Source organism: Anaerolineales bacterium, from assembly GCA_016928575.1.
Taxonomy (GTDB): domain Bacteria; phylum Chloroflexota; class Anaerolineae; order Anaerolineales; family RBG-16-64-43; genus JAFGKK01.
The window spans coordinates 1-22,191 of sequence record JAFGKK010000106.1 but is presented as its reverse complement, the minus strand read 5'-3'; the positions used below and the strand labels follow the sequence as shown (position 1 = coordinate 22,191).

Genomic DNA, 22,191 nt, shown 5'->3' with positions numbered 1-22,191 from the left:
CTTATCCGCCGACCGTTTCATCTCCAGCAAAAGCCCCATCATGTTCTCCGCCCAAGCCTGTCCATACCGTTCCTGGATAAAGGCCAGTTCCCGCAGCAGATGGACATTGCAGAGTGCATGCACGGCGTCCGTGTAGGTGAAGTACGGCTTCCAGCAGTCATGCATCACAATCCCCTTCCGGAAGCCGAGAATGCCCATGGCGTCCATCGCCTCCCGTCCCCGGCAGGCATAAACCCCATAATAGGTCAGGAATTCCGAGCTGACGGTGTGCAACCAGCTGGTTTTTCCTTCGATCCGCAGTCCCGTCTCGTCGTTGTGCGTGACCGGCTCCCGGTCTCGCAGGTACTGGCGCACCGCTTCCTGAACCTCACTCACCTTCTCCGCACCCTCCAGACCGATCCCCAGCACCATCGCCTCCGAAGGCCGATGGCCGTAGAAATCCTCCATCAATTCGCAAATCCGCTCCACGGCCACAAACTGGTAATCCTTGAGATAGGCAACCCGGGCTTTGAATTCCGGCCCATATCCGACCGTTTGCGACACATCCCCCGGAAAGTCCGCTTTGTTCCTCGCCCCGCAATGCGGACAGATCTTGATCTCGGCCCGGTGCTCGGTCACTTCCAGTTTCACCGGCGGGATATCGAATACCTGCCGCCTCTCCTCGTCCTGGACCGCTGCCTCTTTCAGCCCGCTCCCGCACCGTCGGCATCGCAGCACCGCATGTGAAATGATCCGATCCGGATTCGCCGTCAAATCCAGGGTGTTCCCCGCATGTCCCGGCTGACCGCCGCTTTTCCGCTTGTGACGTTTTCGCCGGCTTTTCGGTGAGGGTTTGTCGAATATATCGCCGGAGGGCGGCTTGTGGCTGTTGCTGCTGTTCATCTCCAAACGGTCTTCCAGTGCCTGGATCCGATCCACTAACCGAGAGATTGTTTCGGTCACCCTTTGAAACAACGAGACGACCGCCTCCTCGCCCTCGTGATAGGCGGCGCGGACTTCAGTTTCGGTGGGGATGAATATTCCTTTTTGGTTCATCCCCACTATTTTGCCTTATTTTCAAGAAAAATTAATAGAGTCGGTTGACTCCTTTTCCATATGACATTTGACTCAGATTTTTCGGGGGTGAGCAGTTACGGGATTTTTAGATTTAGATTTTTCCATCGAGCGGCCGCCGGGCGATGATTGTGAAATCGGCCCGGGCCGCGGGACGGGCCGCGGAAGCATCGCGCCGGCGCGGCGGCGGGCGCCGTCCCGCCCTGCCCCTGCCATCTTCCCCGCTTCCCGTGGCATGGGAAGCGGGGGGGCGGGATGGCGGATTCGCTCTGCAGCCGGCAGCCATCACGGGAGGGGCGGAATGGGATGGATGGAACCGGCCCGCTCGTTGCCTGCGGACGGGAATTGAGGAGCGGAAGAATCCCTCCCCCGTTGGGGCCGTTTGAGTGTGCCCGTCGCCATAAGCGGCGGGTTTAAGAGCGGAGACTTTTTCGGCTTTCGGCGGTTTTTCTCATCCAGGGGATACTGTGTCCGGTGAAACGGGGTGTTTATCGAAATGGCAATGAACCCGGGTTCGTCGGGTGATCAGCGGCTTTTGGAAACCCGCGGGCGTTTATAAATCTTCTCGATGTGTATTATTCTCCTCCCGCAACCGCGTGCAGCAGCATCTGGCGGTCGACGATCCCGATCGGCTTGCCGGCATCGTCCACGACGACGAACCGCTTGCGCTTCTGCTCCAGCATCTTCGCGATCGCCTCGGCCACGGGCGTATCTTCCGGGCCGGTTAGGACCGACGGGGTCATTAGTTCCGCCGCCGTGGCGTTCGGAAGCTCGGCATCCTTCGATCGCCGCATCAGGCGATCCAACAAGCCCTGCCTCGCCCCCGCCTCCACCCGGGCCACCAGGTCGCCGTCGTTGATGATTCCCGCCGCTCTCCCTTCCGCGTCGATGACGATCACCCGTTTCAGGTCCGAGGAAACCATTTTCTCGACGATGTCGGCCAAGCCGGCGTCAGGCGGAACGACCGGTACGTCCGGATCCATGATCTCCCCGACGGTTTGCGCCGGACCCGGACGGACGACGGGCGCGTGCGCCGGCGGCCGGTTTTCCACAACGGTGCGCAGCACGTCGACCCGGCTCAGCATCCCCGCCAAGCGCCCGTCCTTGTCGACGACGGGCAAGCGCTGAAGCTTTTGCCTGACCATCAGGCTGGACGCGTGCGCGAGAGAGGTCGAATCCGGGATGGTGACGACGGGCGTCCGCATGACGTCGCGCGCCGTGCTCCCGGATTTGCGCAGTTCATCCAGGCCGCCGGCCAAGGTCGCCCGGTCGAGCCGTTCGGCCATCGAAAGGCGGTATTGCACGCCGCCGCGGGCGATCAGCGCCCCGTCGCTGACGATCCCGAGCACCTTCCGCTCCGTATCGACAACCGGCACGGACTTGAACCGCTGTCCAATCAACAAATCCATCACGTCCGCGATGGGCGCTTCCGGCCCGACTGCCACCACGTCGGCCGTCATTACCTCGCGCACCGGCCGGTCTCCGGGAATCGGATGCAAATGCCTGTGGGTGTATCGCTCGATGGACAAGTCCTCGACGGTGATCAATCCCTCGCGGATCATCGGCCCGATCACCGACAGCGCTTTTTCGATCGTCCCGGGGCGGTCGACCGCCTCCAGAATCATCGGCAGGTCCGTGGACAGCGATTCAATCGAGGCGGTCCGGATCCGCGAGTGGGCGCCGAACCCCGCCACCGCCCGCGTCACGGTGGCGCCGGCGATCCCTTCCCGTTTCAGGGTCTCCAGCAGCACCTTATACAGGGCCCGCCCCTGCCACTGATCCGTTTCGCCGAAATACACCGTCAATCGCTTTCCCGGTCCGACGATGCGCATGACTCCTCCTGATGATTACCCGTTACACCCGCCGGCCGAGCGCGATGCCGGCGGCCGCGGCGAGAATGCCCAGCGCGTTGCTGCCCAAAAGGTTCAGCAGTCCGAGCCCCCAGTTGCCGTCGAGGATCATTTGCACGCTTTCGTAAGTATACGTCGAGAAAGTGGTATACGCGCCCAGGAATCCGACCGCAAAGAACAATCGCCAGCGCGGATCGACGAGGATCCGTTCGGTGGTCAATGCCAGGAACACGCCGAGCAGGAAGCTCCCGCTGACATTGATGATCAAGGTCCCGTGGGGAAACGACGTTCCCCACTTCCCGGCGGCCCAGCCGCTCAACCGGTAGCGCAGGTTCGCCCCGAGAAAGGCGCCCACGCCGATAACCAAAAAATTCTGCAAGCTATTTTCCACGATTTCCCTTTCGGCGGCGGGGCGCTTTCCGGTTGTTTGCCGGGCCGCGGAAAGCCTCTTCGGCCGCTTCGGCTATGGATTCGCGCTTGTCGGAACATGCCCGGCGCAATGCGGCGGCCGCCGCTTTTCCCCCGAGCCTTCCCAATGCTAAGGCGGCCTCGCGGCGAGCCGTCAAAGACGCCGTTGGATTTTCCAGAAGATCGATCAGCGCCGGGACGGCCTTGCGGTCTCCCAGGATCCCCAAACCCTCGGCGGCTTGGCGCTGAACGGAGAAGTCCCCGGTCGTACGCAGGAGCTCGATCATCGGCGGCACCGCCCTGCGCTCACGCAGGTTTTTCGCCAGGATGTCGATCGCCAGGCCCGCGCGCGTGGGCTCCGGGTGACGGAGCGAAAGGATCAGCCGGTCCGCGAAAGGCAGGTTTTCATCGTCGGCCGTCCCGCCGCAATGCGGGCAACGCGCGGCTTGCATGGGTATTTCCTTCCAGCAATGCGGGCAATAACGGATCACCTCCTACCCCGCGCCGCTCAGGTGACAGGTGTCGTTCAAGGAATCGACGCGGATGTCCGTGTCGTCGACGTCCAATACATTGACGGCGCAATTTTCCTGGCCGATTTTCCAGAAACGGTCCCAAGTTGCGTTGAGGGCGTCCAAAAGGATCGTCCGGATTACGACGACATGGCTGACAAGGACGATCGTTTGATCCGGATGGGAGCAGGCGGCCCGGCGCACCGCCTGGGTCGCCCGCGCGCGCACCGCCGCAACCGATTCGCCGCCGGGGATGCGCGCGCGGTGCGGTTCGGCGAACCAGGCGTCCACGTCCGCCGGCCAGCGCGAGCGGGCCTCCGCAACCGTCAATCCCTGCCACCGGCCATAGTCGATGTCGCCGAGTCCGCGGCATATCTCCACGGGCAAACCGCATCGATCGGCGACCGCCTTGGCGGTTCCCATCGACCGCGAGAGCGGACTCGAGTAGACGGCCGCCGGTTTCCACTCCGAAGAGACGCGTTCGGCCGTCGCCGCGGCTTGGTGCAGGCCGGCTTTGTTCAACGGCACATCCGCCCGGCCGCGGAAGCGGTCCACGCGGTTCCATTCGGTCTGGCCGTGGCGGATCAGCAGGACGCGGGTCATGGATCACTCGATCGGGACAACATCGACGATGGGGACGGCGGTCATTTGCTGCCGCAGGGAAGTGAAACACACCTGGAAACTCGCAGCCGTGTTCGGTATATCGATCTCGTATCGCTGCGTTTTACCGCCGTTGAGGAAGTTGATCGCCAGCCAGGAACTCAGTATGGATGAGGAGAATTCGACGGAGGTGATGGAATCGACGGCGAATTCGTCAATCCGTTTAAAACCCCCTGACGGGTCCGGAACGACCAGGACGCGGCGGTCGGTCACAGAAAAAACGCGCGCGGTTTTATGCCGGTTGGCCCAGCCGGGAAGCAGTGCGCGCGCCAGAACCCGCTCCCCGGCCCGAATCCGTTCCGCCAACCCCCGCTCCATACGATCCGCAACTTTCTTCATCTCCTCGGGGTCATTGGCGGCGGGATCGGTCAATTCCATTTCCGCCGGTTCCGGGCCGTACGCGCGGCGCAGCCGCGTGTCCTCCGCCACCGGCTGCCAGGCGCGGACGACCCCCGCGCCTTCCGCCAATTCCTCCGCGGCTTCTCCCGGGAACTCCCAGGCGGTCTGCTGGCTGCCTCCCCGGGCGTTCCAGACGATTTCGAGAAAAGCGTGATCGTTGCGGCTCCGGACGGCGATTGAACCGATCCGCTCGGGAACGCCGGAGGATACGATATACCCGTAGCGGATGTTGGATTCACCGGGCGGAAGAATTTCCGTGACCATAGCCAGTTGCTGATCGGTGATAATCAGGATTCCCTCCTGGAGCCGGGGGGACGAAAGACCGCGCCGGACCGCGCTCTTCATCGCCGGGCGGTTGACGGCGAAGAGAATGCGTTCGCCGCGGGTGAGGTATTCGTCGACGTAATGCTGGAAGCGACGGGGAAGTCGAAGGTACGCGTACTCCGCGTCGGTATGCGGCTCGGTGTCGGAACGGCGTCGGGCGCCCGCCGCGAGCGCTCCCAGGGGTTTCCAGTTGGCGGTTGCGCCGCCGGCCGGTCGGGAGCGGGCCCGGTCCAGGCGCGCGGCCTGCCGGGCTTCATGGATCGCGGCCGCCGCACGATCGGGACCGTTCCAGATCCACTCGGCGCCGCCGTCCGGGTATTCCATCCTTAGAAAAGCGTCGATTTCCCGGCGGAGGGCGGACGGCAGGCTGTCCGGCGAATCCACCCCGGCCAGGGCTTCGTCCGCGGCAGGAACGGCGACGACGAAGGAATCCTTTCCGCCTTCGGAGCGGATCTCCAACAAGCCGACCGGACGCGCTTTTACGACGCATTCCGGGAACGGCGAATGGGAGGCAACGAGCCACGCTTCAACTGCGGGGAGCGATTCCGTGCCGGTCTGCAGGACGACCGCGCGGTCGACCGGCGCCCGCCGTTCGGGCCGATAGACGGTATTCAGCCGCCAGGCCTCCAGCTCCATGTCGTATTCGTAGAGATTGCAGTCGCGTCCCGGTTCATCGATCCGGACGTCGAAGAGGAACTCATCCTGATCCGTCATGTTCCCGATCCTTCATTATTCCTTCATTCCTTCAAGGCAATTCCCGGCGCCATGCCGGCCTGGCGCCGGTTGCCGCGCGAACCGGGCGGGTGGCGAAAAAAAACCTCTGCCCTGTGACCGGAGTCACCGACAGAGGCTATCAGCCGCAAGCGGCGGTTTCTTCCCGAGCGAGCCTCATCGCTCAAAATGAATGGTAATGAGTAATCATCCTTTCGTCAAGATTATTCCTCCGGCCTTCTTCCCGCTCAACGCCGGATTTGACCGTTCCGCCGCCGCGCTCACCGGGGAACATCGAGTTGTAGATGTCCGCGCCGTGACTCGTCTGTCGAGGCTCGCCCTCGACCAGTTTGAAGGTCCGCCTGCCGCCGGATTTCCGGACCGCCCGCAGGAACACGGCCTCATCGTGAAGATTTTGTTCATGATGACGATGCTGTCCGGGACCATCCCTTCCAGTATCCGCCGGGCCCGTTCGAGGCCATCCTGCAGTTTGCCTCGCAGGCTCTTCACGCTCTCCTCGCGCTCGCAGTGGTTGAAAATCCTGTCGAACAGGAACAGCTTGGCGCTTCGGCCCGGCATGGGGCAACCGAGCGCGGCGAGGTGATGCATTTGCCCGAACATGCGGGCGAAGGAGGAAAAGCCGCGCGGCCGGTATCCGCCGCTGGGCAGGTTTTCCATCTAGCCGGCCACCGCGCTGCAATACGAAAGCGCCGCCTCCAGGAACCCTCCTTCCCGGAATAGCGGTTGGAGAGCTCCTTTGTCAGGGCAAGATGCCGCCGCGCCGGGATTCTTCGGCGAGCGGACGCGCGGCCCGCACCCGCCAACGGCCCATCCTCCAAATCCCGCATGACCTCCCGCCGATAGTGGACGGCGTCCGCGCCGTTCCAGGCGGCTTAGAAGAAGGGTTTCAGATCGTATTCCCTGTATCCCGCCGTCACGGCGTCGACGACCTGGTCGAATTTCAGATCGTGGGAAAAAATCGGGGCCGCGGAGGATTCTTCCCCTCCGCGGCCCTTTGCGGAGTGGCACGGGCTGCCGTGGAAAGCATGTTTTCCGGACCTCATTTGGATCCGTCCGAGTGCATCGATGGTTCCACGGCCGGCCGCCTGCCGCCTACGGCGAATCGCAACGGGGTTCAGGCGCTTGGGCGCCTGAACCCCGGCGAAGATTCCACGCCCTACCGGACAAACGCTTTGCGCCCGGCGTAGACCGCCTTGGCGCCGAGTTCCTCCTCGATCCGCATCAGCTGGTTGTACTTTTCGACGCGCTCGCCGCGGCAGGGCGCGCCGGTTTTCAGGTGGCCGGTTCCCATCGCCACGGTCAGATCGGCGATGAAGCTGTCGATCGTCTCGCCGCTGCGGTGGGAGACCATCGCGCCCCAACCCGCCTTCTTGGCCATGTCGATCGCGGCGATGGTTTCGGTGAGCGTCCCGATCTGGTTGAGCTTGATCAGCACCGCGTTGGCGGCGTTTTCCCTGATCCCGCGCGCGATGCGTTCGACGTTGGTGACGAACAGGTCGTCGCCGACCAGCTCGACCTTCCCGCCGATCGTCTGATTGAGCAGCTTCCACCCGTCCCAATCGTCCTCCGCCAGGCCGTCCTCGAGAACGGCCAGCGGGTACTTGGCCGACCAATCCTTATAGAGCTCGACCATCTGGGCCGAGGTAACCTTGCGGTTTTCGGTCCGCAGGTTGTACAAGCCGTCCTCGTAGAACCCGCTCGAAGCCGGGTCGAGCGCCAGCGCGATCTGTCCGCCTGGTTTGTAACCGGCTTTCTCGATCGCCTGCAGGATCACTTCCACCGCCGCGGCGTTGGTCTTGAGCGCCGGGGCGAAGCCGCCCTCGTCGCCCACACCGACGGTGTGCCCTTGGCTCTTGAGGACGCCTTTCAGCGCATGATAGACCTCGCTTCCCCAGCGCAAAGCCTCCCGGAAGTTTGGCGCTCCCACCGGGGCGATCATGAACTCCTGCAGGTCGGTCCCCTGCCAGTTGGCGTGCACGCCGCCGTTGAGGATGTTGAACATCGGCACCGGCAGCAGGTTGGCCGAGTCGCCCCCCAGGTGGCGGTACAGCGGCTTGCCCGCCGCGGCCGCCGCCGCCCGGGCGACCGCCAGGCTGACGCCGAGGATCGCGTTCGCCCCCAGCTTGCTCTTATTGGGCGAGCCGTCCAGGTCGAGCATCGCCTGATCGACCGCCTTCTGGTCCATCGCGTCCATCCCGGCGAGTTTCGCGGCGATCTCGTGGTTGACGTGGGCGGCGGCCTGCACCACGCCTTTGCCGCCGTAGCGGGCCTTGTCGCCGTCGCGCATTTCCAGCGCCTCATGCACCCCGGTCGATGCGCCGGAGGGAACCGCCGCGCGGGCTTGCGCCCCGCCCTCCAGCGTCACTTCCACTTCCACGGTCGGGTTGCCGCGCGAGTCGAGAATTTCCCGCGCGAAAATTTTTTGGATCGTTGACTTCATGTTTCCTCCTGAGGTTGATGAATTATTTCTTCTCTTTCCTGAGGCTCCATGGAAATGTGCGGTTGCGGACCGGCGTTCATTGCTCCCCTGCCATCCAGGCCAGGATCCGCCGCCAGCTGTCGCCTTCTTTTCCCATACCCTCACCGGCAAAGCGATAGTCATTCTTCCGGATGAACTCGTTCAATTCCCCGATCAGCGCGGACAGCTTCTCGCCCGCCTGCCGCCGCAGGAAATCGGATGTGGTCTGACTTTTGGACATTTCCAGCGCGCGCCGCAAGTGCGGCAGACACAACCCGCCGGAAGCCGAGAGCGCGGACTGCATTCGGTCGTCCACCCGGTCCAGCGCTTCCAGCATCGTCTTCAGGATGAATTCGATCATCTTATCCCGGTGGGCGCATGCGGGACATTGTGCCTTGGGATTCAGCCGGCCGAGGATGTCATCGAAAACGCCCGCGGACTTGCGACGGATCCGGACATCCCCCGGCGGCGATTCACCGTTCTTGGGCGAGCCGAGTGTCTCCAGCACTTCCTGGGCCGCCTGGCGGTAAAGGATGGCGACGCCGAGCGCCGGGCTGGCGCTTATCTTCGTCAGCAGCCAGGAATGCGCATGGCAGTATCCCTTTGAGCGGCGAAGCGCGGCCTGGGCGTCCGGGTCGTTGACGTTTTCGTACAGCATGACATCGAGGTAGCCGCCCACGATCTTCGCCTCCAGCCGGCAAACCGGGCAGCCGGGAAGCGCGCAGGCGTCCAGGAGATCGAAATAGCTGAAAGGGGTGAGCTTGGTTTCTGCCATGCGGGAAAAAAAGTCCCTACCCGGATTACACACCGCGGCAGAGACTGTCATCCGAAATGCTTCTCGGCGGATCGGTCCCGCAGGGACCCGGCGAGCCTCATCGCCGCGGGCATTATACCAATTCCCGCCTCCGGCGATGGATTCTCTTGGGAAACCGGCCGGATCAGTCCGGGAACCTCCGGATAAACCGGGTTTTCATCGCCTGGGTCAGGACCACGTAGCATAGAAGCGTTCCGGCCAGCAACAGCCGGTAGAGCGGCGGCAATGGAACCAGTCCGAGAAAGCCGGCCAGCGGGGACCATGTCGCCCGCGCTTTGCCGCCGGTCAGCCGCTGCAGGCTGCGGCCGTCGGGATCGGCGAGGAATATGTCGCCAAGGTATTCCGTGACAAAGGCGATCCGGGTTCCGTCCGGCGACCAGTCGGGGTCCCGGTTCTGATCGACGCCGTCCGTAAGGCGCCGCTTTACGCTTCCGTCCGAGTTCATGATGTGGAGATAGGGGATGACCGGGTAGTTGTCGTATCCGGTGCTGGAGTAATAGATTATTTTTTTCCCCGTCCGGAGACCACGCGCAGCAGGCTTCATAAGGCCAAGCCTTCAGCTTGGCGGTCACCGCAGCTTCGCTCCCGTCGCCGTTCATGCGGATGATCGCGGTGCTGGATGAATCCTTGCAGACAAGCCCGATTTGCTTCCCGCCCCGAAACCATTGATAATCCGCCGGATAATCCATTATTTGCCGCAAATTCCCGCCGTCCGGATCGACGGTGTCGACGGTCGAATAATCCAAATCGAAAAAAGGATTTTCGAACCGCCCGGCTCGGAACGGGGAACGGCCGGGAGCGGTCGGATCATCGGGGTTTCCTTCGACCGCGGGAAGGTTTCACCGCTGGAAGAATCGCTCCTCCTTCCGCTCGGCAACGCCTTGCGGGTGCCGTTGCCGGCGTCCGGAAAACCGAGAGGATCCATCCAGGTCGTCTGGAAGGATGGGGAGTGGACGGCGCGGGAGATCGAGGTCGTCGGGGCTGTGGCCGGCGAGTTAGCCCAGCGCCTCGACGCCGCACGCCTCCCGGGAGCCGGCGAACGGCGAGATCCGCAACATCCGGCGGCGTGAGGCTCCGGCCCGGGTCTGAAACGGCCTTGACAGCGTATTGCCGGATATTACAATCCCGGGCAATGCACCCGAATCGCATTTTTCGGCGCCGCGTCGAAATCGATTCCCCCGCCCGCGCCCGGCCCGGCGTCGCCCCGAATCCCCGTTTGCGAACAAACGGCGCGTTCCCGATCCGCCCCCGCCGGCCCGATCCGGGTTCCGGCGGCGGACATTCCGGCTGAAAAGGAGCCCATCCCGCCGGAAAGGCAAGGACCGTCATGCCTTACAGAGTGTTTCTCGTGGAGGACGAAGTCGTCACCCGGGAGAACATCCGCGACAACGTAAGCTGGGAGGCGGACGGCTTCGTGTTCTGCGGAGACGCCCCCGACGGCGAGGCGGCTTTGCCCCTGCTGCAGGCCGCCAAACCGGACGTGCTGATCACCGACATCAAGATGCCCTTCATGGACGGCCTGGAACTCAGCCGGATCGTCCGCGAGCGGATGCCCGCGGTGAAGATCGTCATCCTCAGCGGGCACGACGAGTTCGAATACGCCCAGCGGGCGATCAAGCTGGGAGTCGCGGAATACCTGCTCAAGCCCGTCAGCGCGCGCGACCTGCACCAGGTGCTGCAGCGGCTCGCCGCCCAGCTTGAACAGGAAATCAAGGAGCACGAAAGCCTGGAACTGCTGTGGGGGCAGATCGAACAGAACCAGGCCGCCCTGCGGGAGCGGCTGCTGCTGAAAATCGTCGTGGGCGCCGTATCCCCGGCCGAGGTGGCGGATCAAAGCCGGCTCCTGGGCCTCAACCTGACCGCCCGCTGGTACCTGGTCGCCGTGGCGCGGATCGAACTCAACGACCCGCGGCAGCAGTTCGAATACCCCCGGTATGAAACGGTCCACCGCGTCATCCAATCCGTAGTCGAAGGCGACCCGGACGTCTTCCTGCTGAAAAAGGATTGGGAAGAGCTGGTGCTGATATTCAAGGCCAACACCCGCGAGATTATCGAGGCGGACCGCGCGCGGATCACGGACCGCATCCGGCAGCTGGTACCCGGCAGCGAGTGCCGGCTGGTCATCGGCTGCGGGTCGCCCGAAAAGCAGCTCGGCGAGTTGTCCCGGTCGTTCATCGAAGCCGTCCTGCACATCCAGGAGCAATCCCGCGCCGCCGATCCCGAGGGCGCCCTGGATCGGTCGGAATGGCTGTGCGCGGAAAAGCCCGCGGTGGAGGAGTACCTGAAGAGCGGCGCCCAGGAGGATTTCGATCCGTTTTTCGAGACCTGCATCCGGCCGCTCGCCGCGACGGCGGTGAAATCCTACATCGTCCGGGTGTACCTGTTCATGGAAGTCCTGCTGACCACCGCCCGGTTCGTGATCAATCTGGGCGGCGACGCCGGCCAGCTGCTTCCGGAATTCCGCAACATCGAGACGGTCCTGGCGCACATCCGCACGGTCGACCAAATCCGCGATTGCATCCGCCGGATCCTGTCCAGCGGATTGGAATTCCGCGGGAGGAGCGTGCTGTTCCCCCAGACCGGGGCGATCGAGCAGGCCAAGGAATACATCGATCGGCATTTCTCCAACCCCGCCCTCTCGCTCGGCGAAGTGGCGGCCCACATCAACCACAGTCCGAGCCACTTCAGCACCCTCTTCGGGCAGGTGACTTCCCAGACCTTCAAGGAGTACATCACCAACATCCGGGTGAGGAAAGCCAAGGAATTGCTGCGCTCCACCGCGCAATCCTCCTCCGCGATCGCCTATCAGGTCGGATACGCCGATCCGCACTACTTCAGTTCCGTCTTTAAAAAGAAGACCGGGCTCTCGCCGAAGGAATACCGGAACCGGCCCCGGAAAGCCGGCCCGGAATCCGGAGGCTAGCCGGTCGCCGCGGGAGACGCGGCCGACGGAGGCAGACAGCGATGACGGCAAAACCGCAGGCATACGGTTCCCCCTCCGCCCCCGCTCCGGCCGGGGCGCCGTTCCGCGCGTCCGCGCGGACGGTCCTCGACGCATGCAAGCGCGCCCTCCGGGGGGCGGCGGGGATCCACCTCTCGATCCGGATGAAGATCCTGCTCTCGCTGTCGATCGTCATCGTGCTGATGGGCGCGACCAACATCCTGCTGATGCTGCAGATGTTGAATTACACCCGGCAGTACGATTCGATCATCACCAACATCACCACGGCCAACAGCATCAGCGGGACGATCAAGCCGGCGATCGACGCCGAAATCTGGAAGATCGTCACCGGCTCGAAGAGTTTCAGCGAGGGCAGCCAGTACCGGATCATCGACGACGCGGTGGCCAAGGTGCAGCAAATGAAGGTGAACACCACTTCCCCCAAGGCGAAGCTCAAGCTTGACGTCATTCTGCGAACCCTGCAGACGCTCACCCAGTCCGTGGACGCCATGGGCCGCCAGATCGAGGGAAAAAGCACCGCCGCGGAAAACGAGGCCGCGCTGGAAAACATCCGCTTCATCACCTCGGTCCTTGACGCGGGAGTCCAGGATTACGTCCTCTTCGAAGTGCAGCGGACAAACCTGCAGTACGAACAGATGCGCGAGGGGTTCATCCAGTGGGAGATTTCCTACGTCGTCCTGCTGGTCGGGTCGGTGGTCTTTTCCGTCCTGGCCGCGTGGGGGATCTCCGGAAGCATCTACCGGCCCATCCGCAAACTGCATGACGTGACCTCCACCATCACCAAGCAGGACCTGCAGGCCCTGGTGACCCACGACAACGTCGACGAGATCACCGAAATGGGGATGAGCTTCAACATCATGATCGGCAAGATCCGCGAGCTGCTGGATTCCAAGATCAAGGAACAGAAAAACCTGAAGAAGGCCGAACTGCGGGCGCTGCAGGCGCAGATCAATCCGCATTTTCTCTACAACACCCTGGATACGATCATCTGGATGGCGGAGGCCAAAAAGAACGACCAGGTGATCGAGATCGTCAGCGCGCTGTCGAATTTTTTCCGCATCAGTCTCAGCAAAGGCCAGGACTGGATCACGGTGAGGGAGGAGATCGAGCGAACCCGGAGCTATCTGACGATCCAGAAGATCCGCTACCGTGACATCCTCGATTACCGGATCGAAGCCGAGGAGCAGGTTCTTAAGAACACGGTCCTGAAGCTGGTCCTGCAGCCCCTGGTGGAAAACGCCCTGTACCACGGGGTGAAGAACAAGCGCCAAGGGGGGACCATCGTCCTGCGGGCGAGGCGGAACGGCGGCGACGAGGTCGTGTTCGAGGTGGAGGACGACGGCATCGGCTTCACGCCGGCCAAGCTGGCCCAGGTGCGCGAGGAGCTGGCGGCGGACACGGGGGACATCCGGATGGAAAGCGGCTTCGGAATCGGCAACGTGAACAAGCGCATCAAGCTCTATTACGGAAAGCAATACGGCCTCACCATCGAAAGCGAATTCGGGGCGGGGACGCGCGTGCGGCTGGTCATCCCGACGGTCCCGGACGACCAGCTGGCCGGCGGATGACGGGAGGGAAGGGCGCCATGAATATCCGAAAGCAGCTCCGGATAGCGGCCGTGTTCTGGTGCGCTGCCGCGCTCGGCGGGTGCGGATCGGCCTCGCCGGCGGGCTCCGGAAGTCCGTCGACGGCGGAGTGCACGGCCGCCCGGAAGACGTACCAGGACATCGTCGTCGGCTACGCCCAGATCGGGGCGGAAAGCGAATGGCGAGCCGCCAACACGGCATCGGTCAAGGAGGCGGCCGCGGAACTGGGCGTCGAGCTGAAGTTTTCGGACGCGCAACAAAAGCAGGAAAACCAGATTCGGGCGATCCGGTCCTTCATCGTCCAGAAGGTGGACGTCATCGGCGTACCGCCGGTGGTCGAAACCGGCTGGCTGGAAGTCTTCCAGCAGGCCAAATCCGCCGGGATCCCCATCATTCTGGTGGACCGGCGCGCCGCGGTGCCGGACGATCTCTACGTCACGCTCCTGGGGTCCGACTTTCTGGAGGAGGGCCGCAACGCCGCCCGGGCGATGGCCAAGGTTACGGGCGGGAAGGCGAAAATCGTGGAGTTGGTGGGGACGATCGGATCCGCGCCGGCCAACGATCGCTACAAGGGCTTCCGCGAGGTGCTCAAGGATTATCCGGGGATGGAGATCATCGATTCGGCCTCCGGCGACTTCATCCTCGCCAAGGGCGGAGAGGTGATGGAAACCTTCCTGCAGAAGCACGGCCGGGAGATCACCGCCCTGTTCGCCCACAACGACGATATGGCGCTGGGGGCGATCAAGGCGATCGAAGCGTATGGGCTGCGTCCGGGAATCGACATCAAGATCGTGTCGATCGACGCCGCCCGCGGCGCGTTTCTGGCGATGATCGACGGAAAATTGAACGCCACCATCGAATGCAATCCGCTGCTGGGGCCGACGTTCCTGGAAGTCGCGCTGAAGGTCGTCAACGGCGAATCCGTGCCGAAATGGCTTCCTTCCAAAGAAGGTGTATTTTATCCGGAAAACGCGCTGGACATCCTGCCCACGAGAAAATATTAGCGTCGAATTCTCCGGCGTTCCATCGCCAATCCCCGAGATCGCAACCGCGGCGCCTCCTGGCGCCGCTTTTTTCGTCCGAGGGGGCGGTACGGAAGAAAATTTAACTTCCGGAAAATAAAATTCCCCGTTTGGAGCTTCCGCAATCCCCGGGCCGGTAATCCGAAGAATTTCTTAACCCATTCCGCAAGGAAAACCATTTCTCCGGCCGGGGCCTTCCGGTAGTGTAGGGACAGAGGGATGCGGCACCCTTTCCCAGGAGAGATGCGCCCTCCCCGCACGGATCATCCGGTCCACCCAAAGAAAAGGAGAGAACAAAATGAAGGCTTCGAAGGTTGCAGTGTTCGTCCTCGTGCTGCTGGCCGTCGGCCTGCTGGCCTCCTGCGGCCAGGCGGCGACCGCCACCTCGGCGGCGGCCGTTCCGACCACCGAATCCGCGGCCGCCGAAACCTCGGCTCCCGCCAAGAAAACCTACGCCGACATGACCCTGTGCTACCCGCAGCTCGGCGCCGAGAGCGACTGGCGGACCGCCAACAGCGCCTCGATCAAGGACACCGCCAAGGAACTCGGCATCAAGCAATTGATCTTCTCCGACGCGCAGCAGAAGCAGGAGAACCAGATCTCCGCCATGCGCGCCTGCATCCAGCAGAAGGTGGACGTTATCGCGCTGCCGCCCGTCGTGGAAGACGGCTGGGACGCGGTGCTCACCGAAGCCAAGAATGCCGGCATCCCGGTGATCATCGTCGACCGCAGCGTCAGCGCCGATCCTTCCCTGTACGCCGTGCACATCGGCTCCGACATGGCGCTGGAAGGCGAGCGGGCCGCCGCCGAGTTCAACAAGAAATTCCCGGACGGCGCGTCGATCCTCGAGCTCTCCGGCACCACGGGCTCCGGTGCGGCGGAAGGCCGCGCCCGGGGCTTCCGCGCCGAGCTCAACGCCAACATCACGATCCTCGACTCGCAGACCGGCAACTTCACCCGGGCCGAGGCTCTGCCCGTGATGCAGGCGTTCCTGAAGAAGTACCAAGCCGGAACCGACTTCCAGGGCATCTTCATCCACAACGACGACATGGGAATCGGGGCCATCGAGGCGCTCAAGGCCGCGGGCGTCCAGCCGGGCGACCTGTTCATCGTCTCCGTGGACGGCACGCGCGGCGGCTTCCAGGCGATGATCGACGGCTGGTTCCAGGCGGACGTGGAATGCAATCCGCTCCTCGGGCCGCAGGTCTTCGAGATCGCGCTGAAGCTCATGAACGGCGAACCGGTGGAGCGTGAAATCCTCACCAACGAGACCGTGTACTATCCGGAAAACGCCGCCGAACTTCTGCCCTCCCGCCAGTACTAGAACGAGGTTGCATTAATGCGATCACCTGGGAGGTCGTTTTAGGCAACACCCGGGACGGGGAAGCGGCGCACGTGGCGCTTCCCCGTCCCGGGACTACGGAGAGCGGACCGCGCTCAGACACCCCGGACGAAGGCCGGGCGCCCCTATGGAAAACCAGGCAGAGCTTCTCCGCATGAGCAACATTTCCAAGTCGTTTCCCGGCGTGACGGCGCTGGATTCCGTGGATTTTTCGCTCCGGCGGGGGGAAATCCACGCGTTGATGGGCGAGAACGGCGCCGGGAAATCCACCTTGATCAAGGTCCTGACCGGGGTCGAACACCCCGATGCCGGAACGATCGAACTCCGCAACAGGCTCGTGGCAGTGCATTCCCCGCAACACTCCCAGGAGCTGGGCATCAGCACGGTCTTTCAGGAGGTGAACCTGTGCACCAACCTGACCGTGGCGGAAAACATCCTGCTGGGGCGTGAGCCCCTCCGCTTCGGTCTGGTCGATTGGGGCGCGATGGAAAACCGGGCCCGCGAGGCGCTGAAGCGCCTCGACATCGATATCGACGTTACCCGGCCGCTGGGGAATTATTCCATCGCCGTCCAGCAGATGGTGTCGATCGCGCGCTCGCTGGAAATCGCCTCCGCGAAAATCCTGATCCTCGACGAACCCACGTCCAGCCTGGACGTCAACGAAACCAACCTGCTCTTCGACGTGATGCGCAAACTGAAGCGCGAAGGGATCGGCATCGTCTTCATCAGCCATTTCATCGACCAGGTCTACCAAGTGGCGGACCGCATCACGGTCCTCCGCAACGGGCAGCTGGTGGGCACCTACGAGGCCAAAACCCTTCCGCGGCTCCAGCTGGTCGCCAAGATGCTGGGGCGCAACATCACCGATTTGGAGGCGGTCTCGAAAACCAAGGAACAACGCGCGGCGGAGGAAAAGAAGGATAGCCTGCTCGCCGCGAAGGACCTCGGGCGGAAAGGGTCGCTCGAGCCTATGGACCTGGAATTGCTGGCCTCCGAGGTCGTGGGGATCGCCGGCCTGCTGGGCTCCGGAAGGACCGAGATCGCCAACCTGATCTTCGGCATCGAAACGCCCGACCACGGGACCGTAACGATGCGGGGAAAGACGGTGGAGCGTTTCTCGCCGCTGGAATCGATCAAGCACGGCATCGCCCTGTGCCCGGAGGACCGGAAAGCCGAAGGCATCATCGGGGATCTCACCATCCGCGAGAACGTCGTCCTGGCCCTGCAGGCCCGCTACGGCTGGTGGAAATTCCTCAGCCCCCAAAAGCAGAACGAGATCGCGAAGCGGTTCATCGAACTGCTGGGGATCGTCACGCCGTCGCCGGAGCAACTGGCGAAAAACCTGAGCGGCGGAAACCAGCAGAAGCTGATCCTGGCCCGTTGGCTGGCGACCGATCCGCACGTGCTCATCCTGGACGAGCCCACGCGGGGAATCGACGTGGGCGCCAAAGCAGAAATCCAGAAGCTGGTTGTGGACCTCGCCCGCGAGGGCAAATCCTGCCTGTTCATTTCCTCCGAACTGGAGGAGGTCATGCGCACGAGCAACCGGATCGTTGTCATGCGCGATCACAAGAAGGCGGCGGAACTGCCGGGCGACACGAACGAGCAGATCTTGATGAAGACCATGGAAGGCAGCTTATGAACAAAACCTCCCTGCTCGACCGAATCCAAGGAAACCGCCTCGTCCTGCCCCTGGCGGCCCTCGCGCTGATTCTCCTGTTCGACGCGTTCTACGCTCCTTCCTTTTTCAAGATCGGCATCCAGGACGGGCACCTGTACGGCAACCTGGTCGACGTCCTGAACAACGGCGCCCCCCTGGCGCTGGTGGCCATCGGGATGACCCTGGTGATCGCCACCGGCGGCGTGGACCTGTCGGTGGGAGCCGTAATCGCCATTTCGGCCGCCATAGGCGCGGTGCTGATCAACCCGGCCCTGGGCAACGAGCTGATCTCGAACGCCATCCTCACCCAGGACGCCACCAACACCCCCCTGCCGCTCATCCTCCTGGCAAACCTCGCGGCCGGCACCCTGTGCGGGTTGTGGAACGGTTTCCTGGTGTCGCGGGTGAGGATTCAGCCGATCGTCGCCACGCTGATCCTCATGGTGGCCGGCCGCGGCATCGCCCAACTCATCACCAACGGGCAGATCATGACGATCTATTACACGCCCTACTTCTGGTTCGGCAACGGGTACATCCTGGGGCTGCCGGTGTCGATCTACATCGTGGCGCTGGTGTTCTTCCTGGCGTGGCTGCTGGTCCGCAAGACGTCAATCGGGATGTTCATCGAATCCGTGGGGATCAATTCCAAAGCCTCGTTCTACAGCGGGATCGACGAAAAAAACGTCAAGCTGCTGGCGTACGCCTTCTGCGGCTTCTGCGGCGCGGTGGCGGGGCTGATTCTCAGCTCCTACGTCCACAGCGCGGACGGGAACAACAACGGGCTGAATTACGAGCTGGACGCGATCCTGGCCGTCGTGATGGGGGGCACGCTGATGACGGGCGGCCGGTTCTCCCTGCTGGCCAGCGTCATCGGCGCCCTGGTAATTTGGACGTTTACGCTCACCGTGTACACGCTGGGAGTCCCGGCCAACGCCCTGCTGGCGGCCAAGGCGGTGCTGGTGATGATCGTCATCCTCCTGTACTCGGACATCGCCAAACGGCTGACGGACAGAATGTTCGGCCGGAAAGGAGGGCAACGTGGCCCGGCGAATTAGCACCTTCCTTGTGAAAAACGGGACTCTCGTCATCGTCATCGCGACGTTCCTGCTGGCCTACTTCATCGGCGGCCGGATGTACCCGGCCATGCAGCAGCCGCAGGTGTTTTTCAACCTGTTCATCAACAACGGCAGCCTGCTCCTGGTGTCGATCGGCATGACCCTCGTGATCATCGCCGGGGGAATCGACCTCTCGGTGGGCGGCGTGCTGGCGCTCACCACAACGGCCTCCGCCGCCCTCCTGCGGGCGGGCGTCAGCCCGGCGATCGTAATCCCGCTGATGATCGTCATGGGGATCGCCTTCGGCGGCGCTCTGGGATCGATCATCCATTTCCTGAAGGTCCAGCCGTTCATCGCCACGCTGATGGGGCTGTTCTTCGCGCGCGGCATGGCGTACATCATCAGCCTGCGATCGGTCACCATCACCGACGGATTCTACAAATACCTGGCGCTCACCCCGCTGCGAATCCCCTTCATCCCCGACGCGTACGTCTACATCCCCACCCTCGTGGCGCCGGCCATGCTCCTGGCGGCCTTCTTCCTGGCCAACTACACGCGGTTCGGGCGGACGGTGTACGCGATCGGGAACAACGAGCAATCCGCGCTGCTCATGGGGCTGCCGGTGGCCCGGACGAAGATCAGCGTCTACGTCTTCAGCGGCCTGTGCTCCGCCCTGGCGGGGATCGTGTTCAGCATTTCGCTCCTGGCCGGCTACGGGCAGTTCGCCACCGGCATGGAGCTCGATGCCATCGCCTCCGCGGTGATCGGCGGAACCCTGCTGACCGGCGGGGTGGGCAACCTCTTCGGCACGCTGTTCGGGGTGATGATCAACGGAACAATAGTCTCCATCCTCCAGTTCAACGGCACGCTGAGCTCGTGGTGGACGCGCATGAGTGTGGGCGTGCTTACGCTGATCTTCATCGGAATCCAAAGCCTGTTCTATCTCCGGGGCAGGAAAAACCCGTAGGCCGATTGCGGACCGGCCTGCGGTTTCGGCTCGAGGTTGACGGTTCGGCTCCTCCTTCTTCTCCTTGGCGATCCGCCCCGCCTCTTCGTCGGCCATGAAGAGGAGGGGCGGATCCCGGAATCCCACCGTTCCCCTATCCGATCATTTGCCGCCGGGGCAAATGACGACCAAGCGCCGCCCCGACCGGATATTCCGGACGGCACCTCGTGCCGGGACGCCCGCACGGCGTGAAGAACGGCCTCTTGCGCGCCGGGTGCAATGTGATTATTATGGCCGTCGCTTGCGCCAATACCCGACGCAAGAATTCGACGACACCTTCGAACCGCAGAGCCGTTGCATGCCGGGCATGAATGTCAAAAATCGACTCCTGTTTTTCCTGACGCTCTCCGTTGGGGCGGTCTTCCTGGGATGGGTGGTGCTCGCAAACCTGCACGAATACCACAACGAGTGGAACCAAATCCGCGGGACTTTCTTCACAAACGTCCATAATTGGAAAACCACGACCGGGAGAATTCAGATATCCGAGGTGTATTCCGAAACCGCGGGGTACCGCCTGGTGCCGTTCACCACGTACCGATACCGGATTCGTTACACTTTTCAAGCGGGAGACCGGTCGTATGTATCCCAGCGTGTGTCTTTCGCCTCCGACGGGTTTCCGGTCCGGAAGGACGCCACCTTGTACAACTACTTGTATCCGGCGGGGGCGACCATCATCGTGTATTACGATCCCGCGAATCCGGAGCTCTCCGTATTGGATCCGGAAAAAACCGCGGACAATCTGGAGGCGGTCGGATTTCTCCTCCTGTACGCGGCCGGGATCGGTTCGGCGCTGGCGGTCATTGCGCTGCACGGCATGCGGAAGGGGAAACCTCCAGCGGGCTCCGCCCACCGGCATGCGGAAGAGCCCGCTCCCGGAGCGTCGGCGCTCCCCGGGCCGTAGGTCGAAACCCTCCCTCCGGATACCGTTCCCCATGCCTGTGCGCCGCCGGACGACAGCCGCATGAAATTCGGCGGCCGACACGGATCCCGAAGGATGCTTTATCGGACCGGCGCTTGGCTCATGATTCCCGCCCCGCCATGCATCCGAATGGTTTTTCGGCGGTGCCGGACGCCCCGGAGGGAGCCCCGGATCCCCCTGTGCTGGCTGCTTCACTCATCCGGCCTAATAGTAGCCGAAATTATGGTATTCTGCTCTTCCTGAATTATCATCCGTTTTGATCACAAACTCGCCATATCCGGATACTGAATAATCTCTTCCCCCTGTCCGTTCCGGGTTTGATTTGCTAATTGGCTTCACCATCAGATCAAGGGATGGGTGAAACCAACCACCGTCACACTGGCCTTGGACGCCCTTGCGGATGTATCCCGAAGCAAAGCCGACTTGCCGGTGGAAAATGCCATCCTGCGTCAGCAAGTAATCCTTCTCCGCCGACAAGTGAAACGGCCGCGGCTGACCCAGAAGGACCGGATTCGCTTTGTTCTTTTGGATCGCCGCACCAAGTTCTGGGCCCAGGCTCTTCACATCATTCAACCGGATACGCTCCTCCGTTGGCATCGCGGTCTTTTTCGTCTATTCTGGCGTTATGCATCGAGGAATTGGCGTAAGAAACCACGGTGATCTCTAAAAATCCTTGGCATTCTTCGCCGAATGGTCCGGGAAAATCGTATTTGGGGAGCCGAGCGGATCCGGGGTGAACTCCTCAAATCGGGCGTTACATAGAGTAAACGAACCATTCAGAAATACATCCATAGAATACGGAAGATCCCTTATTCGAACCATTGTTGGGCCGCTTTCATCCGGAATCTCAAAACCACTACCTTGGACCGTTTGGCCGGCCGTCTGAGGCTGGCCATTCGATCTTCAATTCGAAAGAACCATGCGATAAAAAACCATCGAAATATTACATTATGATCTGCAAATTTTGAGATGCAGTCAAATGAACCTGACGATATTGAGTTGTTTTTTTCTACAAGATATCGATCAGGAAGGTTATTTTCGAACCTAAGATCGCCACTGATCCAATGAGGAAAAGAAGTCCGGAATAGGAAGGGGTACGTATGCTATTTCGTTAGTGTAATCTTCTTTCTGTAAAATCACTCAGGATATAAAAACGGTAGGTCTGGTGTATTCTTTCGGGTGACGAAACCAACGAAAGGATGGCACCATGACCTACCAACCCGATTGTACAATACCCGAGGACGTGCAGGTAAAACTGATCGAGCAAGGGCTGGAATTCATTCCGAAGCTGATCCGGATCCTGATCGACAACGCTATGCTAGCGGAACGACAGCAGTACTTGCAGGCGGAACCTTACCAACGAACACCAGAGCGCCGCGGCCAGGCCAACGGCTTCAAGCAGAAAACCGTTTTTACTCGGCTCGGAGCCATT

The 22,191-nt window shown here is 62.3% G+C and carries 22 protein-coding genes; 10 read left to right on the top strand and 12 right to left on the bottom strand.

Features of this window, described 5'->3' with window-relative positions; translation table 11 throughout:
• From JW929_13260 to JW929_13210, 11 genes are all read right to left on the bottom strand, one after another.
• The coding region (locus tag JW929_13260) for an IS66 family transposase (protein MBN1440370.1) at nt 1-1,035 on the bottom strand (1,035 nt) is incomplete at its 3' end.
• A gap of 593 nt (nt 1,036-1,628) precedes the next feature.
• Nucleotides 1,629-2,885 carry a DUF190 domain-containing protein gene (locus JW929_13255; protein ID MBN1440369.1) on the bottom strand — a complete coding sequence of 419 codons (1,257 nt, stop codon included), beginning with the start codon at nt 2,883-2,885 and terminating at the stop codon, nt 1,629-1,631.
• A 22-nt stretch (nt 2,886-2,907) separates the two neighbouring features.
• Nucleotides 2,908-3,282 (bottom strand): fluoride efflux transporter CrcB, encoded by a 375-nt coding sequence (gene crcB, locus JW929_13250; GenBank protein ID MBN1440368.1) that lies wholly within the window; start codon nt 3,280-3,282, stop codon nt 2,908-2,910.
• Nucleotide 3,283: 1 nt separating this feature from the next.
• Nucleotides 3,284-3,763 (bottom strand): HEAT repeat domain-containing protein, encoded by a 480-nt coding sequence (locus JW929_13245; GenBank protein MBN1440367.1) that lies wholly within the window; start codon nt 3,761-3,763, stop codon nt 3,284-3,286.
• 42 nt (nt 3,764-3,805) lie between these two features.
• Complete coding sequence (locus tag JW929_13240) at nt 3,806-4,423, bottom strand: histidine phosphatase family protein (GenBank protein MBN1440366.1); 618 nt, start codon at nt 4,421-4,423, stop codon at nt 3,806-3,808.
• 3 nt (nt 4,424-4,426) lie between these two features.
• Nucleotides 4,427-5,917, bottom strand: coding sequence for an inorganic diphosphatase (locus JW929_13235; protein ID MBN1440365.1), 1,491 nt, complete (start codon nt 5,915-5,917; stop codon nt 4,427-4,429).
• A 204-nt stretch (nt 5,918-6,121) separates the two neighbouring features.
• The gene (locus JW929_13230; GenBank protein ID MBN1440364.1) at nt 6,122-6,592 is read right to left on the bottom strand and encodes a hypothetical protein; all 471 of its coding nucleotides are present in this window, start codon (nt 6,590-6,592) and stop codon (nt 6,122-6,124) included.
• Nucleotides 6,593-6,807: 215 nt separating this feature from the next.
• Nucleotides 6,808-6,978 carry a hypothetical protein gene (locus tag JW929_13225; GenBank protein MBN1440363.1) on the bottom strand — a complete coding sequence of 57 codons (171 nt, stop codon included), beginning with the start codon at nt 6,976-6,978 and terminating at the stop codon, nt 6,808-6,810.
• 113 nt (nt 6,979-7,091) lie between these two features.
• The gene (gene eno / locus JW929_13220) at nt 7,092-8,375 is read right to left on the bottom strand and encodes a phosphopyruvate hydratase (protein MBN1440362.1); all 1,284 of its coding nucleotides are present in this window, start codon (nt 8,373-8,375) and stop codon (nt 7,092-7,094) included.
• 76 nt (nt 8,376-8,451) lie between these two features.
• The gene (locus JW929_13215) at nt 8,452-9,168 is read right to left on the bottom strand and encodes a hypothetical protein (GenBank protein MBN1440361.1); all 717 of its coding nucleotides are present in this window, start codon (nt 9,166-9,168) and stop codon (nt 8,452-8,454) included.
• A 163-nt stretch (nt 9,169-9,331) separates the two neighbouring features.
• Nucleotides 9,332-9,751: a PD40 domain-containing protein gene (locus tag JW929_13210; GenBank protein MBN1440360.1), complete on the bottom strand. Its 420-nt coding sequence runs from the start codon at nt 9,749-9,751 to the stop codon at nt 9,332-9,334.
• A gap of 148 nt (nt 9,752-9,899) precedes the next feature.
• Here JW929_13210 and JW929_13205 point away from each other — a divergent pair, with 148 nt between their 5' ends.
• The 9 genes from JW929_13205 (at nt 9,900) to JW929_13165 (ending at nt 20,741) form a co-directional block, all read left to right on the top strand.
• Entirely contained in the window at nt 9,900-10,277 is a 378-nt protein-coding gene (locus JW929_13205; GenBank protein ID MBN1440359.1) for a hypothetical protein, read from the top strand.
• A gap of 257 nt (nt 10,278-10,534) precedes the next feature.
• Nucleotides 10,535-12,130, top strand: a complete 1,596-nt coding sequence (locus tag JW929_13200; GenBank protein ID MBN1440358.1) for a response regulator — start codon at nt 10,535-10,537, stop codon at nt 12,128-12,130.
• A 41-nt stretch (nt 12,131-12,171) separates the two neighbouring features.
• On the top strand, nt 12,172-13,737 hold the full coding sequence (locus JW929_13195; protein ID MBN1440357.1) for a sensor histidine kinase: 1,566 nt from the start codon (nt 12,172-12,174) through the stop codon (nt 13,735-13,737).
• 17 nt (nt 13,738-13,754) lie between these two features.
• Nucleotides 13,755-14,759: an ABC transporter substrate-binding protein gene (locus JW929_13190; protein ID MBN1440356.1), complete on the top strand. Its 1,005-nt coding sequence runs from the start codon at nt 13,755-13,757 to the stop codon at nt 14,757-14,759.
• A 316-nt stretch (nt 14,760-15,075) separates the two neighbouring features.
• A complete protein-coding gene (locus tag JW929_13185; protein MBN1440355.1) occupies nt 15,076-16,101 on the top strand; it encodes an ABC transporter substrate-binding protein in 1,026 nt (341 codons plus the stop codon).
• 145 nt (nt 16,102-16,246) lie between these two features.
• Nucleotides 16,247-17,761 carry a sugar ABC transporter ATP-binding protein gene (locus tag JW929_13180; protein ID MBN1440354.1) on the top strand — a complete coding sequence of 505 codons (1,515 nt, stop codon included), beginning with the start codon at nt 16,247-16,249 and terminating at the stop codon, nt 17,759-17,761.
• Nucleotides 17,758-18,834: an ABC transporter permease gene (locus JW929_13175; protein MBN1440353.1), complete on the top strand. Its 1,077-nt coding sequence runs from the start codon at nt 17,758-17,760 to the stop codon at nt 18,832-18,834. Before JW929_13180 ends, JW929_13175 begins: the two co-directional genes overlap by 4 nt.
• Complete coding sequence (locus tag JW929_13170) at nt 18,818-19,801, top strand: hypothetical protein (GenBank protein MBN1440352.1); 984 nt, start codon at nt 18,818-18,820, stop codon at nt 19,799-19,801. Before JW929_13175 ends, JW929_13170 begins: the two co-directional genes overlap by 17 nt.
• 346 nt (nt 19,802-20,147) lie before the next feature.
• Nucleotides 20,148-20,741: a DUF3592 domain-containing protein gene (locus JW929_13165; protein MBN1440351.1), complete on the top strand. Its 594-nt coding sequence runs from the start codon at nt 20,148-20,150 to the stop codon at nt 20,739-20,741.
• 222 nt (nt 20,742-20,963) lie between these two features.
• Here the strand turns inward: JW929_13165 and JW929_13160 are convergent, their stop codons facing one another.
• The gene (locus JW929_13160) at nt 20,964-21,332 is read right to left on the bottom strand and encodes a hypothetical protein (protein ID MBN1440350.1); all 369 of its coding nucleotides are present in this window, start codon (nt 21,330-21,332) and stop codon (nt 20,964-20,966) included.
• 634 nt (nt 21,333-21,966) lie between these two features.
• Between JW929_13160 and JW929_13155 the strand changes: the two genes are divergently transcribed.
• On the top strand, nt 21,967-22,191 hold a 225-nt coding region (locus JW929_13155; GenBank protein ID MBN1440349.1), incomplete at its 3' end, for a transposase.

Coding starts and splice junctions, on each gene's coding strand:
- JW929_13210 (MBN1440360.1), bottom strand. CDS start 9,751: ATGAAGCCTGCTGCGCGTGGTCTCCGGACGGGGAAAAAAATAATCTAT.
- JW929_13175 (MBN1440353.1), top strand. CDS start 17,758: ATGAACAAAACCTCCCTGCTCGACCGAATCCAAGGAAACCGCCTCGTC.
- JW929_13190 (MBN1440356.1), top strand. CDS start 13,755: ATGAATATCCGAAAGCAGCTCCGGATAGCGGCCGTGTTCTGGTGCGCT.
- JW929_13225 (MBN1440363.1), bottom strand. CDS start 6,978: ATGAGGTCCGGAAAACATGCTTTCCACGGCAGCCCGTGCCACTCCGCA.
- eno (MBN1440362.1), bottom strand. CDS start 8,375: ATGAAGTCAACGATCCAAAAAATTTTCGCGCGGGAAATTCTCGACTCG.
- JW929_13180 (MBN1440354.1), top strand. CDS start 16,247: ATGGAAAACCAGGCAGAGCTTCTCCGCATGAGCAACATTTCCAAGTCG.
- JW929_13200 (MBN1440358.1), top strand. CDS start 10,535: ATGCCTTACAGAGTGTTTCTCGTGGAGGACGAAGTCGTCACCCGGGAG.
- JW929_13195 (MBN1440357.1), top strand. CDS start 12,172: ATGACGGCAAAACCGCAGGCATACGGTTCCCCCTCCGCCCCCGCTCCG.
- JW929_13165 (MBN1440351.1), top strand. CDS start 20,148: ATGAATGTCAAAAATCGACTCCTGTTTTTCCTGACGCTCTCCGTTGGG.
- JW929_13230 (MBN1440364.1), bottom strand. CDS start 6,592: ATGGAAAACCTGCCCAGCGGCGGATACCGGCCGCGCGGCTTTTCCTCC.
- JW929_13215 (MBN1440361.1), bottom strand. CDS start 9,168: ATGGCAGAAACCAAGCTCACCCCTTTCAGCTATTTCGATCTCCTGGAC.
- JW929_13185 (MBN1440355.1), top strand. CDS start 15,076: ATGAAGGCTTCGAAGGTTGCAGTGTTCGTCCTCGTGCTGCTGGCCGTC.
- JW929_13255 (MBN1440369.1), bottom strand. CDS start 2,885: ATGCGCATCGTCGGACCGGGAAAGCGATTGACGGTGTATTTCGGCGAA.
- JW929_13240 (MBN1440366.1), bottom strand. CDS start 4,423: ATGACCCGCGTCCTGCTGATCCGCCACGGCCAGACCGAATGGAACCGC.
- JW929_13235 (MBN1440365.1), bottom strand. CDS start 5,917: ATGACGGATCAGGATGAGTTCCTCTTCGACGTCCGGATCGATGAACCG.
- JW929_13245 (MBN1440367.1), bottom strand. CDS start 3,763: ATGCAAGCCGCGCGTTGCCCGCATTGCGGCGGGACGGCCGACGATGAA.